This window comes from Halorubrum lacusprofundi ATCC 49239 (genome assembly GCF_000022205.1).
GTDB lineage: Archaea > Halobacteriota > Halobacteria > Halobacteriales > Haloferacaceae > Halorubrum > Halorubrum lacusprofundi.
Genome location: NC_012028.1, coordinates 219,795 through 238,676 on the forward strand (window position 1 = coordinate 219,795; position 18,882 = coordinate 238,676).

Sequence of the window (18,882 nt, forward strand, 5' to 3'; positions counted from 1 at the left end):
GACAGACCGAGCAGATCGAGGCGATTCACCGCAATACTTCTCAACTTACTCTGACGCGTCGAGGTGCGTATCACGAACCGACTGAAACGTGAACACGTCGGTGAGTCCCGGCTGGTCGATCGTGAACACCGCTGGGCGGGTTTGTTTCCCGTAGCTCTTTTCGACGCGGGGCTGTCCGTCTGGCGGCGTGTTGAGCGCCTCGATCACGGCGTGGGCGGCTTCGCGGTTTTTGACGATCCAGATGGCCGCGTTCGGCTCTTCGGCCGCCAGTTTGTCGTAATCCTCAGGGATGGCCCGACTCGCATCGTTGTTGATGCGCTCGGCTTCGAGCGCGGCGACGACGGCACCGGTCTCGTCGACGGCCGCAGCATCAAGCCGCCCCTCGCGCACCTCGTAGTAGCGCTCGACCGTTGTGGCCGGAGAGCTCGGATCGTCGACGTACTCCGCTTCGAGCAGTTGACTCCCCACCTCGACCATGGCCACGTGAAAGCTGGACTCGCTGAGATCGCCTGCGCCAGCGCCGTGAGCGACGCCTTCGCGGTGGCGCACGCCGATGGCATCACGGCCGTCCGGTGTGACCGTATACAGCGTATGCGGATACCGACAATCACAGCTCACCAGTCCAGCCTCGCGCAGCTCGTCGACCTCGGTCGCGTCGATGCCAACGTACTCTTCGAGCCGCCGCATGCTGTCGCGGGTGATATCGTATTCGATTGTGGGGTCGTACTGTTGTTGGTGGGCTGAATACACCGCTTGCAGAAACCGGAGTCCCGCATCACTAATGGCGCTCTCGTGGCGCTCTGTGTAGGTGAGCTTGAGCGGCAGATCACAGATGGGGCAGTCGGCCCGATCGACCGTCGTCGGGTCGTGACAACAGCCCATCGCCGCCCGAAGCCCAGCCGGGGTGGGGTCATACGGAGTCTCACACGCCACACAGACGAGCGCGTGGCGCTCATCATCGTAGATAACGGGCTCTGGCAGTCGTTCAGTGTACGGCAGCGCCGAATCGATCCGAGAGACGGTCGTCTCCGAGTCGGCAGGTGCGGCCTCGTCGCCAGCAGCCGTCTCAGTCTCTGGTGACCCGGTCGTCGCTCGCGTCGCCGTCACGTCGATTCCGTACTCAAGCCGTGTCCGGTCGATAAGCACGTCTCGCTGGGCGGCAAACGCGGTCTCGCGTGCCGGCCGAAACGACTCTCGATCCGGATGGCCGGCTGGACGGGGCGCGCTCGCGACCAGAAACGGCCGTGGTGGCTCCAGTCCGAACGGAGCGGGCAGCCGCACTAGCCACTGGCCACGCTGTAGCGACCGCAGGCGATTGCCGACGGCTGCGGGCTCCAGATCGGCAGTCGCGAGTCGCGTGGTGAGTGCGGTGTCGACAGCGACGCTACCAGTCACAATTGTCGAAACGTTGTTGAGCAGCTCGATGTACGCTGCCTCATCACGCACACGCAGCTGGCCCGGAAACTGCGTGGCAAGCGTGACACTACAGCCGAACGACCGCGACTGGGCGAGCAAGTCATCAACAATACCGGAGGAGACGAGCTGAGCGGCCTCCTCAAGATACAGATTCACCAGTGCCCGGTCGGCCGGCTCAGTCGTGTGTGCCCGCCGTTGAAGCGCGGTCCACAGCTGTGAGAGGACGGTCTGTGTGAGCACGCGCTGGCTTGCGGTGCGCAACCCGCCGGTGTCGAGAATGATGATGGCGTCTTCATCGATCACCGATCGCAAATCGAACTGCGAATCGCCAGGTTCGGGGACGTGGTTAAACAGCTGGCCCAGCCGTTCATCGAGCGGGATTTTCTCGATGCGGTTGTGCACCCCTTGGAGCAACTCATCAAACGACTGCTGGCTGTTGGCGGCCACGTTGTACAGCATCGATTGGAGCTCGTCATTGACCACTGGCGGCGGCTCACCGGTTTCGTGAAACCGGGCTGTTGTGCGTTGGAGATCGCGATGAGGGAACGCATCACTCCCGTGGACGGGATCAAAGAGTGCTTTCACCAACTGACGAATGATATCGGGAGAGCGGACGGCCTGCCGGAAGCGATCACGGCCCATCACACCTTCAAGGATCTCGATGTAGTGATCCGTGAGATCTTCGACGGCGGTCGTGCGATCGATACCGGCCGCCAGCTGGTCGCGAATGTCGAAAAATGAGAGTGCGGGGAGCGTCTCTGCACAATCAAAGTAGTAGACGTTCGCAAGTGTGCCGTAGCGCGCGTAATGAGCCCGCAGATACGCGTCGGCCATCGCATCGCCTTTCGGCGTGATGAGAATGTCGGCACCGGCTGTGGCGTCGGCGTTTGCGAGCATTCCCGTCAGCAAACTCGTTGATTTCCCCGAGCCCGTCTTCCCGAACCACGCAACGTGGAGCGGCTGGAGCGCCGGCGGCACCGCGATCGGATCGGCGGTGGGCGTTCCGTCCTGATCGAGTGGCTGGCCGATGACAAGACCGGAGTCACGGTAGCGCGTGAGTTGGCTGGCAGGCGGAGGTGGAAGCGCCGTCCGATCGGCGGCAGTCGGATCCACGGCGCGTGCGCCGCTTGCAGTAAGTGCGGTGCCATCAACCAGACAGATCGCGGGGAGCGTCGCCGCGTCCATAATGAGTCCGCGGCTCCGGTTTGCCGTCCACGGCAGCTTCGTGCGCGCAGTGTCGTAGGTTGGCTCATGGACCGTCCGCTCACGAACCGCCTCGACGACCGGCTCGGCGTCGGCGCCGGTCGTGACCGTACCGTCGATCGTGTAATATGCGTTGCTCACCCCCTCGAGTATGGTCGCAAGCCGGCGTGCGAGCGGCTCTGCCTGTGGCCCGCGAATCACACAGCGGGCGCTCACGAGAAATGCGTATTGCGGGTCGGCCGCGGCGATCGCCTCTTGCCGGCCAGCCGTCGCCGGATCGCGCTGGCGGTCTTGGGTGGGCCGTTTTTTCGGAGCAGTGTCGGCCAGCACATCGCCAACCAGATCATCCACAACGCGACTGGCGGGCGTGTCGCGACCTGCCTCGAGCTGCTGTTGTCGAGCGCGGGCGTCACCGCGCCAGTCGCGATACCGGCGACACACCACTTGATAGGTGACCGCTGCGGTGGTGTCTGTCAGTGCCTCGGCGATCACCGCCAGTGGCAGCCGAGTTTCGTCGGTGGCTTGAAACACGGCAAACGGTGTCAACTGCGTCTGCCAGTCATCGCGTCGCTCGGCGTCACCGACCCACTCGACGGCTGCCAGCGAAGTACCTTCATCGTCGGGAGTCGGTGTCTCAACCGCTGCGGGCGACTCAGGTGTCGCCGGCGTGAGTTCGTACTCGTTCGGACACGCGGTGCGTAACCCTTCGTGTAGCGTTGCTGTGGGCGCATCAGTACTTCCGGCATAGAGGGTGAGATCGGCGTCCGGGCCGGCCGGCCGCTGGAGCCGGAACTCAAAGGTTGGCGCCCGCGTCCCGAAGAGCCGGTCGGTCCACCCGTCGGTGTCTGCATCACTGCTGTGAAGCCGACAAAAGCCCTGCGTAACGGCTGCCGGTGACAGGGCGGCGTCCGTCGGCCGGAGGTGGAGGTGTGTGGCGTCTTGCTGCGGGGAGGGGTCGGGCTGCTGCCCCATGGCCTGTAAAATGTACATCCATTTGATTTTAATCTTATGGCGAGAAAGGTAGAGACGGCTGTTCAGGATACAAATATCCGGCTTTGTTGAAATCCTTAGCAGGTGATAGTTTTTACCCGCAATCGCTCAGTACAGAGACTGGATATGATACGGCGGGTTTATCGACTATCTCAGTCGAGACATATCGCTCATTCTCCGGATGACGGGTAGGTGAGTGACGAAGAGTCAAGCATCCAGTCCTCCACATCTCACGTAATGAGCGGATGGCTCGACCCGATTCCGACCACCGTCCTGTACGACCTCGGTGGAAAAGCCGCGATATTCATCTCTCTCGGCATCTCGTTGGCTCTGTTCAGCTATGTTGGTATTACCGGCGGGGGTTATCTCGTTGGGATCCCAGTCTTCGTTACGGGATTTGCCGTGTTCGCGTACGGTGTCTGGATCGCGGTAGAACCCGACAGTGTCTGAGAATTGCCGTCATGCGAAGTGTTCGCGTCGTCGAGAGTCACCATCCCGGTAACGGAACCGGTGACGAGCGGTCCACGGTTCTCATCAATCGGTTATAAAGAGCAAGGAGAATACCTGCGGCTTTAGCCGCAGGATGAATCCGACAATACACTACACGAATCCTCGTTCAATGGCAGTTTTGAGTTTCTAATCCGGAGTTTCAAATAATACCATCTCGTAGCAGGAGTAAGGTCAGGTCGGAACGGAGCGATTTCGAACGGCCTTTGGAGGCGGTTTACCCGCCACTAATGAGACAATATCCGGAACACCGACACGGTGAACACGAACGCAGAGACGTTCGCCTTGTGCCTGTTGGTTGAGCAAGCCAAAGGTAACTCCGAGTCCGTCGAAGTGTCAACGACTCCCTGCTGGCAAAAACAACAGATGGGAGTCACTGACACCAAGGATAGGAGTAACGGCGGTTTGGCACCGCCAGTCAGCCGCTGACCACGATGGCTGGGTTAAACGGACTCCCGTGAAGTGGCAGAAGCATGGTTGCAAACCTGAAACTCCCAACGCTCGGGATTCCTGCGTCTTCAGGCGCAAGAGGATGTCAATCCAGTTGAGAATATATTCGAAGAAGAGGATTTCAACAGAGCCAAAAATGCATGTATTAGTCCCCGGGATCGACGTCGCCGCCCATCTTCTCTCGCTACCTCAGGCGTTCGCCTTGCGGTCCTGCCCCGACGGCGGGGTGAGCGGGATGTCGGCATCGATCTCGTCGTACCACACGACCGGCCGCTTCGCCCGGCCGTCCTCTTCGAGTTCGATGAGGCCGTAGTCGGCAAGTTCGTTCACGTTCTCGAGGACCTCTGGCGGGTTCCGATCGACGAGGCGCGCCAGCTCGCGGATGCTCTCCGGCTCGTGTTCGACGATCGCTTCCAGGAGCTCGAGGTTGGTCGAGCGGAAGACGCGACCGAACGTTTCGAGGTCCTCGATAGAGAGCGTCGGCTCGCTCGGTTCGACGTCCTCGCCGGCGTCGATCGCTTCGAGACGCTCTTCGAGGTCACTACGATCGGTGGGCTTGATCTGGACGTGGAGTGTTCGGGTCATGAGGTGTGGGGCGTGGGATGGTTGGTCGGGGTTGGTCGGGAGTCTGTACGTCGGTTACCGTACTCGGATGGGCTACCAGTCGTCGCGCTTCTCCGGAGGGAGCGCTGCCCGCCAGGCGCGGAAGATCTCCGCGAGGCCGGGGTAGTCGATCTCGAAGGTCTCGCCCCCGAGGTGGAGCTCGTGGACGCCGTGGTGGTTGTCGAACCGGATGATCGGGTCATCCGTGCCGGCTTCGCCGTAGTGGTAAGCGTACTTGATCCCTTCCTCGAATCGCTCCGACGTCGGGACCGAGAGCACGCGCACCCGCGCCACGGTGCCGTCGGCGTAGGCTTCAATCTCGTCTTCGAGTACGGTGACATCATCGCTCATCCACACGTTTACTGACGCAACCGGTTCCGATAAGTGTTAGGGAAAATCCTAACAATAGCGGTAGAATTACAGGGCATCAAGGAGAAAGCCTCGCGCTTCAGCGCGGGGAGGATGTCAAGCCTGGAGCGCGAAAACGACCGTCTTCAGTTCGAATAGACGGAGAGCAGCGGACACTTCTCCAGCGATGCGGAGGCGCTCTGTGAAGCCTGGTCGCAAAGAGATACTCTATGCCATGGTTCGTGAATCGCCGCTCGGTGATGTCGTCTGGAGCATCTTGAGTGTCTCCACGGACCGACGTACGCCGTGACCGGATTGTGATGCCGAGACGTGCACTCGCGGACAACAAACGCCGCTGTGTCGATGAGTCCGATGAGACCGATGCGGTGATCCCGATCACGATGACGCCAGCGTCTGCTCGGTGTGTGGCTCAGCCGGATTATTATGCTCCCAATGGGTGGGAGCATGGCTAAATCCCTGTCCACGAGCGGGTCAGTCACCTTCGGTGACGGTGACGCCCGCGCCGACCAGATGCATCAAGCGATCGACCAGTGGCTCGCCGAACTCGTTGACGGCGTCGACGAAGCGCGTGCCAGCGCACAGTTCCAGCGGTGGCTTGACGTGCAGAGTCACTTTCGCGACTACTCACACCGAAACACGCTGCTCATCACCCTGCAGTATCCCGACGCGACACGGGTTGCGGGGTATCGGACGTGGCAAGAAGAGTTCGACCGACACGTGACAGAAGGCGAGTCAGCGATCTGGATTTGGGCGCCGATCATCACGAATCAGTGTCCCGAGTGCGGAGATGGACCTACCTACCACGAAACCAACGATTGTGCGTATGACGACACGCCACCCAACGAGTGGGAGACGGATGTTGTCGGATTCAAGCCCGTTCCGGTGTTCGACGTCTCTCAAACTGACGGTGAGTCACTTCCCGAGTTGAAGACGGCAGCTCAGGGCGACGCGGACGGGCTGGTGACGGCGCTCCTCGAGGCGGTCACCGATCTCGAGATCGCAGTCGAGATACTCGAGAGTGAGGCATGGCCCCACGGCGACGCGGACGGCGTGTGTCGCCATGTCGACGGTGACCCTCACGTGCAGGTGCGCGACGACGACACTGCGGCCGTCGCGGGGACGCTGCTTCATGAGTACGCGCACGCACTGCAGCATGATTCAACTGACGCGGCCGGGCGGGAGGCACGTGAACGGGAAGCTGAGGCGGTCGCATACGTTGTTGGGCGCCACTTTGATCTCGAGATGGACGGATCCGCGCGGTATCTCGCGGCATGGAGCGATGATGAGAGTGAGCAGCTCCTCACTCGGTGTGAGCGAATCCGCGACGTGAGTACCACGCTAATCGACGCGATCGACACGCAGTGAGGACGCCCTTGCTGGGTTTCTGTGGTGCCCGAGGGGTGGACACCATGTCCAAACAGTCGACACCCCCAGAATCGAGGGGGACCGAGCCGAGTCGTACCGCTTCTGTCGAGATGACCACCACCGATCAGGTCGCCCAGTACCTGATCGAAGACCAGATGGCGGATCTCACCGATGCCATTCGTGAAGCCGTCCAGAACGGCGTCGACAGTCCGGGTTCCGAGCGCGTGTTGGTGAGCGTCACGCCAGACCGGACAGTTGTCTGTGATGACGGCGCCGGCGTCGATCTCGCCGAGAAAGCGGGTCGTCGCGATCTCTCCGTGCTTGGGGCGGGAACCAAAGCGCGCGATGACGACGCGACACTCGGCGAGTGGGGAATCGGCACGGGCGCGATCATCGCAAAAGGCGCCGTCCGCATCTGGAGCGGCCACCAGGCGTTGTGTTTTGATTATCAGGACGCCAGAGACACAGCACCATTCGCGCAGGCGGCCGGCCGGAACGGGGTCGTCGTCGACACCGAGCATGCGTTCGACGGTGTCTGCGTAACCATTGATCACTACGCGAATGAGGTACCCGCCCCCGACAGCTACCGATGGCCACGCATCTACGATCGGCTCTGCGAGCGATTCGGCTACCTCACCTTCCGGACGGGCGTCGAGATTGTGGTGAACGGGACGCCCGTCGATCGCGGGCATCCCTTTGATACCGTCGACGACGCGCGTGTCGCCGTCACTCGTGAGACCACCGACGCCTACCTAGCGCTCACCCACACGCCCGATCAGGGGCTTGCCATCTACAGCAACGGGTTGTACGTCACCACCGATCACGATGCGGGCGTCGGGGGCGTCGTGGTCTCGAACGGTAATCTCACGCTGAACTTCGGGCGGACGGACATCCAATCGGGGTGTGATCGGTGGGGACGCATCCAAGAGACACTCGAAGACGCACGAATCGCGCTGTACGACCAGCTCAGCGATAACGCCCTTGCCGCCCAGACGCGATCGATGATGGCCGAGTTGATCGCAACCGATGAGGGCCTTCGTGAGCGGTGGCGCGGGCGGCAGGTGTTCCAGCTCGTCACCGAGACGCCGGTGAGTCTCGCTCAGATACAGGCGGCCCCGCAGATCGCCTTGCAGGAGGGTGTGGGACACGGCGCGGACGCACTCGTCGAGCGCGGATCCATTATCCTCGATACGACCGATCAGGCAACCGATCAACTGGCACGCGCGGCTCGCGATGACGACGCCGCGATCACGCTGCCAGACACCTTTGTGGTCCACGAACGCGCGGAAGCGCTCGGCATCTGGGAGGGATACACCCGGCTCGCCGATATCGAACTAACAACCCGACAAGGTCGCTATCTCCTGTTTGCGCGGGCGCTTGCCGATGCGATGGGGATCGATCGCACCATCTCGTGGGGTGAGGCGACCGCCGACGCCTGGACGGATGGCTACACCCGGATCGTGATTACTGATTCGGCGGTGACGAGCCCGAAACGCGCGGTGTGGACTCACGATCTCTTTTTGGTGCTGTGTCACGAGGCGGCCCACGACCGCTCAGATAAGCGGCGGACGGCTCACGGGCGACGCTTTGAGAGTCGGTTTCGCGAACTCCTCGAGGACCCGAGCGCGCGACAGGCGTACACCGATCTGGTGGGTGCGATTCAGGAACAAGGATTCAAGCGCGTGTTTCGTGATCGTGGTGTGACGCTCGGCTAGTGGGAGTATCTGCGGCGCCTGAGGGGCGGCCGCCATGACCAATCCACTGGCAACGTTGAGCGATCGAATCGACACACAACTCACCCACACGGCGTGGGGACAGTGTTCACACCCTCCTGCTGCTCGTAGGTGCTACGACACCCCGGACGGGTCGCTCATGGCGTGTGAGCGCTGTGGCCGGATTGAGCGTAGCAGTTGAGAATGGGGTCGTACGAGACGTGTCCACAGTGTGAGACGACAGTCACCATCGTCATCGCCCACGGTCCGGAGATGGCGAGCTATCGTCCTTGCGGCCATCGTGTGCTGCCACCGATCGGCTGAGACGGAGCGATAATAGGGTTTTTCGCTCGCCGCGATGGACGCCGGCGAGCTAACTGCCGGCGTGACACAATGTCAACCCGATGTCAACTCCGGTTCGTCCGAACCCTCGAAGCGGGTCAGACGGCCGATCCGGCCGATCCAGTCGCACAGGTGTACACGCACTCAGACGGGTATCCGAGTGGCGTGCTCAAGCGCTTGCAAGAACTCAAACAGCTGTTGGAGGCGACAACCAGTGTCCGGGGGCCCTCGTATGCGGCCGCTCAGTACGTCTTCCTCGAAAAACTGGCGTCGTTGACACTGTATCTTGATCCCGATCGGGAAGCACGGCGCCGAGTTGACGCGCACTCGCCGGCCGACGTCTGTCAACCCAGTCGGATGCAACACCTCTCACAGCCACTGTTTCTGCTTGGCCACGGGATCGAGGATCCTCGCGCGGGCATTCACGGCGATGAGGAGTATCTGTACATCGTCGCGATTCCTCCATACGAACTCGGACAGATCGAGCCCCCCACGTGGCAGGTGGCCGTCAGCGAGCAGTGTGGATTCCCGCGATGGGACGATCAAACAGAGGGGGCGTTCAGCGAGGCGACGTGGCAGTTCGAAGGGTCGCTCACGGCTGCGCTGGAGACAGTCTGCGATGGGTTGTGAAGGCCCCGTGTCGGTGGAGATATAACTCCGGGCATGTGGGCACTCCTCGATCAGGTGACATCCTCCCCGGCGTGAACGCCGGGGCTTCCCGTACCGCAGGTGGGATATTTGCCGGTCTACGACACGACCTGTTCTCGCGGGGCGAACGCTCCACTTTCTGAATCGAACAAGTGTGTCGATGGCTGTGCCACACAGCCGTTACTCCTATCCTCACCGTGAGGATAGGAGTTATCTTCTGACGCATATAGCCTATGTAGAACCAGTTACTTAATAGTTGTGGATTACCGTGGAATATCCGGCCAGAGTGTCATCGGTGGACTGGTCAACAAGTGTCGGATTCACGCCCGCCGTAAACGGCGGGATTCTCTCCTTGTGAAAAGATAGAGTTCGAACGGCACGCACCGCTCGCCGCATTCCGCCCTCCGCTTGCTCGCGGGTCGCTTCGCTCCCCGGCTCACTAGCGAGGTGCTCCCTGCGGTCACGCCTCGCTTCGCTCGCGACCGACCATTCCGGGCGGGCTTCCGCTCCAGTCGGTGCGGTTCCTGCCGGGCTAAATTGCATGTGCCCTCGACGCCAGCGCTTCACCCGTTCGGGTCCTACGGACCTCAACACAGCCGACCGCGACGGACGTGGTTGCGTCGCGGCGAACGGGGAATGCGCTGGCCGCTCGCTCCGGGCGGGTCGGCGCGCGGTGCTGGTTGCGATCATCTCATGCAGGCGCGCTCTCGCTCGCGCCCGAGGGCGCTCGCGAAGGCGCGAGCGAGAGCGCGTAGGCGGTACTATCGAACGTCGACGTCGTCGGAACCCCGCGATAACGCAGGTTGCGGGGGCAGCGCGTGAGCGTCTTCGGAGGATGTAACTCCAATGCAGAATACCAACGTTTCGACAACGGAGGTGTCGGTGGATGAACAAGGACTCGAACCAGTAGATGCAGAGCCGGTCGATGCGCCGTTGTGGCCCCGAGTCGAGCTCCAAACACAGGCGAAGGTGGACGCAAATCACCCCGATGCAGGGCTGAGCGGACTCACCCTGGCTGCCGAGGAAAAAGCGCTAGCGCGCGAAGCTGAAAAGGCACGCACTCGCGAGCGATGGGATCGTCGGCAGACCTCCGATCGAGAAGCTCGGACACGACAGGTCGCCATCGAGGAGAGCAAAAAGCGCCGAGATGTGTTTGCTGAGCGGCGTGCAAGCGTGGATCCGTGGGCTGATCCCGACCGAGACGATCCCAGAGCGGGACTGTCTCGTGATACGTTGGCGACGGTGAATCAGGAGGCACGCCGGATCGCAAAGGGCACCCATGGGTGGACGGCCGCGGCGGTGAGCAGACAACTGGCGCGGCGCGTCGCCGACGGTGCAGAAATGACGACGGCGGTCATCCACGTGACAGAGCAGGTCCAGCAGGCGCTGGGGACAATCATGCCGATCGACACAATTAGCGAGATCGCTCGCGGGACGGTGAGCATTTCGGGGCGGTGGACTGATGATTGGGAGCCGTCTCACCCAGCCATCCAGCAAGTTGGTCTCCTCGAAGACGATACCGGGCAGATCAAGGTGACGGTGTGGCACAAATCAGCCCAACCACTCATCGACGAAGGCGAGCGGGTGCGACTGATTGATGTCGCGACGAGCTGGTACGACGGCCGCGTGTCAGTGGCGCTGACCGGGTGGTCACGAGTCGATTTCCCCGAGCGCGATCGGTGGTGGGACGCGTAGGGCAACGTATACCCCCTTTTTGCTGTGTGGGCATGCCGTGGCTGGTTGCGTAGTCGGCGCTTGGCTGGATGATCGGCATTGGTGTACCATCCAGCCACACCCCACCACCCCACCCTCCGCTCCGTGCTCGCTCCCTACGGTCGCTGTGCGCGCAGCCACAACCGACCGCACAGGTAGATCCATGAGGAGGGCCTACAACCAGATCACGCGTCGACCACCTTCGTTCGGGCGCAGTGACGATCACCACAGCGTCGCTTTCACGTCGACGGCGACCTTCCAGAGCTGTCGCATGACGATCTTCACGTCGTAGGTGAATGACTGCTCGCGTACGTACTGGAGGTCATAGTGGAGTTTGGCTTCGGGTTCGACGCTGCTAGCGTCGTTAATCTGTGCGAGTCCCGTCAAGCCGGGTTTGACGAACCATCGCTTGCGCCACGTCTCAGTTTCAGCTTCCAAGAGGTGTTCTTCTTCGGTCCACACTACTCGTGGCTCGACAACGCTCATATCGCCGCGAAGAATCGACCACAACTGCGGGATCTCATCGGAATGGGTAGGTTTTGCCTTTGCAACTTCCAAAAGACGAGCAGGTGACGGCAACCACCTCGGTGCTTATCGGATACGACAACCAGAGGTACACACGAACTGCACCGGTCCCGGACGGAATGGTGACGATCTGTGTCACACATCCCGATGAGTATACCGTCGGGGATCAGACGGTTGCTGTGAGTTCTGAGGACGTTCTTAAGGGAAACCAGACAGCGATATCTGTCGGGTAACGCGTGCAGTCGCGCGTATGCTGGTTGGCAATCACCTGAGCGTTGCTCAACTGTCGTTCTGGTGTTAAAATTGCCGTGTTCGATCCCCGAACACTCATACCGACTGGCGTTTGTTTCACGGATATGCCGTCGTACAGCGATGAGGAACTCCTTGCAGAGATTCGTCGCGTCGCAGAAAAGACCGACGCCGATGGCGCGCCAAGTCTCCAGGAGTTCAGAGACCGCGGCGAGATCGGGGCGCGAACAGTCACGAAGCGATTCGGATCGTGGAACGACGCCGTTGACGCCGCCGGATTCGAGCCACGTGCACCGAATCAAAAGCTTCCGCGTGAGGATCTCGTCGACGAACTTGAGCGGCTTCGTGACGACCGCGGCCAGATTCCTACTGCCGACCAGATGGACGAGCAGGGCGCGTACGCGTACATCACCTACTACGAGCGGTTCGGTTCGTGGGCGAACGCCCTTGAGGAAGTCTTTGGCGAGGTTCCTGCCCGCGAGTGGGAGCACGTCTCGGATGCCGAGCTCATCGCCGAGCTGCAGCGGCTCGCTGGCGACGACGGAGACCGACCGACGACGACGGCTGTCCACGAGCGCGGTGCCCACGCGGTGACGACGTACAACGACCGATTCGGGTCGTGGCGAGACGCGCTCACGGCGGCCGGCTTCGACCCGCCGCCGCCCCAGGGCGTGACGACCGAGGAGTTACTTGCCGAGGTGCGCCGGCTTCACGACGAGCTCGGCGGGAAACCAACGACGACGGTCGTTCGCGACCACGGCGCATACTCGCTTCCGACGTACTACAGCCGGTTTGATTCGTGGGGTGACGTCCTCGACGCCGCATTCGACACCATCCCTGATGACGATCCGCAGAGCCACACCACTGACCAGTCCACTAGCGTAACACACACCGACGAGGATCTCCTCGCAGAGATCCGCCGCGTCGCCGACGTTGTCGATGCTGATGGCGCACCATCAATCCCGGAGTTCAACGAGCACAGCGACATCGCTGACAGTACAATCCACCGCCGGTTCGGATCGTGGAACGAGGGCGTTGCGGCCGCCGGCTTCGAGCCGAATCCGTATGGGCCCGCTATCTCGGACGACGAACTGGCTGCTGAGCTCCAGCGCCTCCGTGAGGAGGTCGGACACCCACCAACTGTCGCAGACATGGAGGAACAGGGCGCGTACTCATCGGCGACGTACAAGAACCGCTTTGACTCGTGGACCGCTGCGCTCGTCGAGACCTTTGAGGATGTCTCCGAGTCCACCCTCAACTCTCGCCGGGGCGACAGCGGTACGGGCAGTGACCGGAGTAACTGGAGCAAGGGTCCGCACGTCTCGGACGAGGAACTGCTGGATGATCTCCGGGCGCTTGCTGATGAGCTCGGTCGGTCGCCTACCTCACGGGACATGCGCGAACACGGCTCGCATAGCGCCCGGACATACACGAGGCGGTTCGGCTCGTGGGCGGACGCCGTCGACGAAGCGGGAATCGACCTGCCTACCGAGACGACAACAGACGCCTCGAACCAGATCCCAACCGCCGACCTAATCGCCGATCTCCAGCGACTCGGCGAGGAACTCGATCGGCGCCCCAAAACGACGGACGTGAGCGAACACGGGGCGCACGGGCTCGCCACGTACCAGCGCCGATTCGGGTCGTGGCGCGAGGCGCTAGAGGCGGCCGGGTTCGATCCGTACGCAGATCGGCCGAGTGATGACGACCTCCTTGCGGATCTACACCGGCTGCACGAAGAGCGTGAGAAGGTGCCCTCGCTGTTGGACGTCGAAGACGACGGCGCGTACAGCGGCACGGCCTACCAGGGCCGATTCGGATCGTGGTCTGCAGCGCTCGACGCGGCGGGGTTCGATCCGGATCGCGGGCCGACTGACGACGAGCTGCTCGCAGAACTGCGGCGGCTTCGCGATGAGCTGGATAAGCGCCCCTCGATGCGCGACATGACCGAGCACGGCGCGTACGGGTGTACGACGTATCAGCGCCGGTTCGGCTCGTGGAGTGAAGCGACTGCAGCGGCATTCGACGACGATACGAGAACGTAGCCATCGTGAAAGTCAATCGCAGTGGGGACGCAGACGATCGGGCAGGTCCCTACCCTGAAAATCAGCACCCGATCGCCTGAGAGGGTCCGAACCCATTCTGTAGAAGGCGTGGGGCACAGGTATGTGTTCCGGTCGACGTACACGAAAACGACCCGTATCTCTCGCGTCACGAGAGCGTGTGGCTGTCACACCCGATCTTTGAAAACGGGCGTCTGACGCTCGCTCCCGGGCGTGCGGGGCGTTCACACACCGTGGATAGCCACACAAAGCATTTATACCCGACGACAGTTGGTACAGGTGCAGCCCTACCCGGTACAATGCGACGCCGATTGCGAGTAATTCGATCCAAGTCCGGTCGCGCCCTCGACGCAGTGTCGGTCGATAACGAACGGGCGAGTAAGGAGAGGGCAAAGCACGGGTGTCGCGACGCAGAACGAAACAACATACAATGACAAACGATACAAACTATCGCACGAAGGCCAACGCGGTCTTCTTCGCGGCTATCATGGTCGTCTCCATGGTCGCTCTTGGCTTTGCTGCTGCTCCCGCGGCAGCGGTCGGTGGCGGTGAGGATATTACATTTAGTGACCAAGAGCTCGGAGATGATGGTAACGTAACAGCAACTATTACACATGACGGGACAACAGGAGTTGATGGTTCTGTCATCATTACCTACAATGACTCCTCCGGCAACACGACTGTTGCTGGCGTTGAAAATGTAGACTCTGCTGGCAGCATTGACGTTGAAGTTGAGGACGACGGCGGGTTCCCGGGTGCTCACACAGCACATCTCACCAACGATAGCGCTTCTACGCAGACCGTTGGTAACTCCGTTGTCAACGCCAGTAATATCGTAAACTCCTCCAGTGCGGTCGTTTACTCGGATGCACTGGTTACTGGCACAACCCAGTTCCAGGGTCAGGAACTGACACAGAACGTGACGGGGCAGTTCGCTGACACCAGCGATCTGGAACTCCGTTCGATCGACACGAGTGAGACAGCGAGCGAAATCGGTGGTCTCGAACAGGCTCTTACGACTCAGGACTCCTACGGTGTCGAGACTGTGTCCTTCGACACGGATGACCTCGAACCGGGTGTCTACGCGGTCACCAATCAGACGCGTGGTAACGACGTCAGCGCTGAAACGACCTTCGAGGTCGTCACTCAGGGCCTTTCGACGGAGTTCGACGAGGACTCTGTCGGCAACGTTGATGGTGAAGACGAAGTTGACTTCGATATCAGCTCCAGCCAGCGGAACACCTACGATGTTGAAGTCAGCGCCGACGGCCTCGACGCCGAAGAACTCGCCAACATCTTCACGAACTCCGGTGCGTTCGATGAGGAAGACGTGACCGAAGACGACGAGGACGACCTCATCGTGCTCTCGGACGCTGAAGGCGACCACACGCTGAACTTCACGGATGTTGACGCAGGCGAATACGAGTTCGAAACCTCCGTCACTGACACGACCGCGGAAGACACGTCGAGTGTCACCGTGGAAGATGTGGCTGACGGTGAAGTCAACATTGAACAGTCCAGCCTCACCCAGCAGCAGGGCGACATTGTTGAATTCAATGTGACGGCTGACGGAGCAACGAACTCCGGTACTGTGGTCGTTGGTGGCCAGGACGACTTCGGCTACCAGGCAAACGTCTCCATCACCGACTTCGGTGACGATGATCAGATCACCCTGGCATTCAACACCTACGCAGCTGGCGACGGTGTTGCTGCCACGGACGCCGTGACTATCGTTGATGCCGACGACGACGACAACATCAACGTCGAAGAAGCAGAACAGCTGAGCGGAATTCTCGCAACGGGCGACTACGACATCTCCTCGTCGAGCGCATCCAACGACCCGGCCGAGACCCTCGACAACTCGGACGACGTTGCGACGCTCTTCATCGAAGAGCGCTCCACGGATGGCATTCAGATCTGGACTGCCTCCGACAGCAACGCGAACGATGTCCTCGACGCCGATGAGGACGAGCAGCTTGAGACGCTCACGGGCGCCGTTGAAAGCGACCTGATCACGCAGACTGGCACGGTCGCGCACAACGACGTGAGCATCCACCAGATCAGCGCAAGCGGCCTGTCCGGTGCGCTCGCAGCAGCGGGCGACCTCACGGGTAGTGATGACGAGAGCGTGCAGTTCGCCAACCTCACTACTCTGGACAACGAGAACCTCGGCGGTCAGGCGCTCGACCTGCGCATCCGCGAGACGCGCGCAAGTGCCGGCCCGAACGCGCAGCGCGATACCGTTGACATCGACTCGGATAACTTCGACATCCTTGTCGATGAGGAGAACGACGAGTACTACCTCGTCCTTGACACCAGCGACATCACTGTGGACGGCGATTCGCTGGACAACAGCGAGGACTACGAGTTCGACGTCGAATTCACGGTGACGAGTGAACGGTTACTCAACCCTGAAGACGATACCGACAAGAGCGAGTTCGAAGATCTCCACCAGGAGGTTACGACTCCGTTCTCGATCGAAGAGCGCACGGCTGAATTCGATGAGGACCCGTACAACGTCTCGAACACTGACAGCGAAGAAGTGACGGGTACGACGAACGTGGCCCCGGGTACGGACTTCACTGTTCGCTCCCGCTCCGCCAGTGGAACGCAGCCCTCGTTCGTCAAGACAAACAGCGACGTTAACGTGTCCGCTGACGGCAGCTGGTCCACTGAGTTCGACTTCAGCGGCCAGTCCGTTGGTGACGAGTACACGTTCCGTGTCCAGCAGCTGGGCCTGAACGACGCTGTCGAAGTTGACGGCACGGTCGTCGAAGCGGTCGACGACGGTACCGACGACGACTCCACCGAGGACGACTCCACCACGGACGACGACTCCGCAACGGATGACGACTCGTCCACCGAGGACGACTCCACCACGGATGATGACTCCACGGACGACGACTCGTCCAGCGAGGACGACTCCTCCAGCGAGGACGACTCTTCCAGTGAGGACGACTCCTCCAGCGGAGATGACAGCACGACTGAGGACGACACGCCTGGCTTCGGCGCCATCGTCGCTCTCGTCGCGCTCATCGCCGCCGCGCTCCTCGCGACCCGCCGTAACGAGTAACATCGCTACGCGGACCGCGACTTCGCGCTAACCAACTATCGGCCCACGCGGGCCGACTCCTTGCGGTTTTCTTTATCGCACTCACGTGCCGAGCGACGGTACTCACTCGCGCCGTGATGCAGATACCCACAGCTATCTTTTCACAAGGAGAGAATCCCGCCGTTTACGGCGGGCGTGAATCCGACACTTGCTGACCAGTCCACCGATGACACTCTGGCCGGATATTCCACGGTAATCGACACTATTAAGTAACTGGTTCTACATAGGCTATGTATGGCGAATCTCACCGTCACGCGCACCTACGTTGGTTCTATCCAGAACCATCGGCAGGTGTCTGATGGTCTGGATTCGCTCGGGGATTCCGCCTCGAAAATCTGGAACGTCGCACGATGGACAGTTGACCGAATCTGGGATGTAACCGGAGAAATCCCAGACGAGGGCGTTCTGAAATCGTGTATGAAGAACCGGTCGTGCTGGAAAGACTTGAACGCGCAATCCAGTCAGAAAGTCATCGAAGAACTTTCTGACGCTTTCCAGTCGTGGTTCGACCTGCGACACAAGTTTGACGAGGCGAATCCACCCGGCTACCGCAAACACGGCGACACCCGACCGCGTTCCACGGTGACATTCAAAGAAGACGGATTCAAACACGACCCCGAGAACAACCGCGTCCGGCTCTCGAAAGGCTCGAACCTGAAAGAATACTGGTCGGACTTCATTCTCTGCGAGTACCAGACGCGCCCTGACATTGACCTCTCTGAAGTCAACCGAGTGCAGAACGTTCGCGCCGTCTGGAACGGCGACGAGTGGGAACTGCACTTCGTCTGCAAAGTCGAACTCGAATCTGCCGACCCAGCAGGCGACGAAGTGGCGGGGATTGACCTTGGCATCAAGAACATCGCCACGATCGCCTTCCCGGACGAATACGTTCTCTACCCCGGTAACTCGCTCAAAGAAGACAAGCACTACTTCAAACGAGCCGAGTACGACACCGAAGGTGAGAACGGCCCCTCGGAGAAGTCGATGTGGGCGCGTCGGAAACTCGCTGACCGCGAAACACACTTCTACCACGTCCTCTCAGACACCATCATCACAGAGTGTGTCGAACGCGGTGTTGGTACACTCGCGGTGAGTTGGCCCGAAGACGTGCGAGATTCAGACTGGGGCAAAACTGGGAACAAGAAGTTACACTCGTGGGCGTTCGACCGCATCTACCAGTACCTCGCGTACAAAGGCGAGATTCACGGTGTCGAGGTGTTGAAGGAGAACGAGTGGAACACCTCAAAGACCTGCTCGAACTGTGGTGACGACACGAAGGAGAACCGTGTCGAGCGTGGGTTGTACGTCTGCTCGTCGTGCGGTTTGGTTGGGAACGCGGATTGCAACGGGGCGGAGAACATGCGTCAGAAGATAACTCCGAGTCCTCACGGAGAGGATAGGAGTAACGGCTGTGTGGCACAGCCATCGACATACTTGTTCGACCGCGAGATCGGGACGTTTCACACGAGAGAACAAGCCGTGTCGTAGACCAGCAAATATCCCACCTGCGGTACGGGAAGCCCCGGCGTTTACGCCGGGGAGGATGTCACGTGCTGTAAGTCTCTTATGCCGAATCTGGGTATCTCACCCGGTTTGCCTATTTTATCTATTACGC

General features: G+C 60.9%; 11 protein-coding genes and 3 pseudogenes. 9 read left to right on the forward strand and 5 right to left on the reverse strand.

Annotated elements, in window-relative coordinates:
- Window positions 1-45: 45 nt before the first annotated feature.
- Window positions 46-3,591 (reverse strand): type IV secretory system conjugative DNA transfer family protein, encoded by a 3,546-nt coding sequence (locus HLAC_RS14620; protein ID WP_049933811.1) that lies wholly within the window; start codon window positions 3,589-3,591, stop codon window positions 46-48.
- Between the two features lie 210 nt (window positions 3,592-3,801).
- Between HLAC_RS14620 and HLAC_RS14625 the strand changes: the two genes are divergently transcribed.
- Complete coding sequence (locus tag HLAC_RS14625; protein WP_154018585.1) at window positions 3,802-4,059, forward strand: hypothetical protein; 258 nt, start codon at window positions 3,802-3,804, stop codon at window positions 4,057-4,059.
- Window positions 4,060-4,755: 696 nt separating this feature from the next.
- Here the strand turns inward: HLAC_RS14625 and HLAC_RS14630 are convergent.
- Complete coding sequence (locus tag HLAC_RS14630; protein ID WP_015911501.1) at window positions 4,756-5,151, reverse strand: HVO_A0114 family putative DNA-binding protein; 396 nt, start codon at window positions 5,149-5,151, stop codon at window positions 4,756-4,758.
- Between the two features lie 72 nt (window positions 5,152-5,223).
- Window positions 5,224-5,520 carry a toxin-antitoxin system TumE family protein gene (locus HLAC_RS14635; protein WP_015911502.1) on the reverse strand — a complete coding sequence of 99 codons (297 nt, stop codon included), beginning with the start codon at window positions 5,518-5,520 and terminating at the stop codon, window positions 5,224-5,226.
- Between the two features lie 462 nt (window positions 5,521-5,982).
- Between HLAC_RS14635 and HLAC_RS14640 the strand changes: the two genes are divergently transcribed.
- The 3 genes from HLAC_RS14640 to HLAC_RS14650 all read left to right on the forward strand — a co-directional run bounded on the left by HLAC_RS14640 (window position 5,983) and on the right by HLAC_RS14650 (window position 9,587).
- A complete protein-coding gene (locus HLAC_RS14640; RefSeq protein ID WP_049933814.1) occupies window positions 5,983-6,903 on the forward strand; it encodes an ArdC-like ssDNA-binding domain-containing protein in 921 nt (306 codons plus the stop codon).
- 110 nt (window positions 6,904-7,013) lie between these two features.
- Window positions 7,014-8,618, forward strand: coding sequence for a hypothetical protein (locus HLAC_RS14645; RefSeq protein WP_015911504.1), 1,605 nt, complete (start codon window positions 7,014-7,016; stop codon window positions 8,616-8,618).
- Window positions 8,619-9,008: 390 nt separating this feature from the next.
- Window positions 9,009-9,587 (forward strand): hypothetical protein, encoded by a 579-nt coding sequence (locus HLAC_RS14650; protein WP_015911505.1) that lies wholly within the window; start codon window positions 9,009-9,011, stop codon window positions 9,585-9,587.
- A 116-nt stretch (window positions 9,588-9,703) separates the two neighbouring features.
- Here HLAC_RS14650 and HLAC_RS20005 read toward each other — a convergent pair.
- A pseudogene (locus HLAC_RS20005) lies at window positions 9,704-9,831 on the reverse strand (RNA-guided endonuclease TnpB family protein); the annotation flags it as partial.
- 620 nt (window positions 9,832-10,451) lie between these two features.
- Here HLAC_RS20005 and HLAC_RS20010 point away from each other — a divergent pair.
- Complete coding sequence (locus HLAC_RS20010) at window positions 10,452-11,300, forward strand: nucleic acid-binding OB-fold tRNA/helicase-type (protein WP_015911506.1); 849 nt, start codon at window positions 10,452-10,454, stop codon at window positions 11,298-11,300.
- 240 nt (window positions 11,301-11,540) lie between these two features.
- Here HLAC_RS20010 and HLAC_RS14660 read toward each other — a convergent pair.
- Window positions 11,541-11,858 (reverse strand): annotated as a pseudogene (locus HLAC_RS14660) (sugar transferase); the annotation flags it as partial.
- 341 nt (window positions 11,859-12,199) lie between these two features.
- Here HLAC_RS14660 and HLAC_RS14665 point away from each other — a divergent pair.
- The 4 genes and pseudogenes from HLAC_RS14665 (at window position 12,200) to HLAC_RS14675 (ending at window position 18,755) form a co-directional block, all read left to right on the forward strand.
- Entirely contained in the window at window positions 12,200-14,137 is a 1,938-nt protein-coding gene (locus HLAC_RS14665; RefSeq protein ID WP_015911507.1) for a homing endonuclease associated repeat-containing protein, read from the forward strand.
- A 448-nt stretch (window positions 14,138-14,585) separates the two neighbouring features.
- Window positions 14,586-14,681 (forward strand): annotated as a pseudogene (locus HLAC_RS20015) (surface glycoprotein); the annotation flags it as partial.
- A 393-nt stretch (window positions 14,682-15,074) separates the two neighbouring features.
- On the forward strand, window positions 15,075-17,228 hold the full coding sequence (locus HLAC_RS14670; protein ID WP_049933818.1) for a BGTF surface domain-containing protein: 2,154 nt from the start codon (window positions 15,075-15,077) through the stop codon (window positions 17,226-17,228).
- Window positions 17,229-17,501: 273 nt separating this feature from the next.
- Window positions 17,502-18,755 (forward strand): RNA-guided endonuclease InsQ/TnpB family protein, encoded by a 1,254-nt coding sequence (locus tag HLAC_RS14675; RefSeq protein WP_015911509.1) that lies wholly within the window; start codon window positions 17,502-17,504, stop codon window positions 18,753-18,755.
- Window positions 18,756-18,882 lie beyond the last annotated feature (127 nt).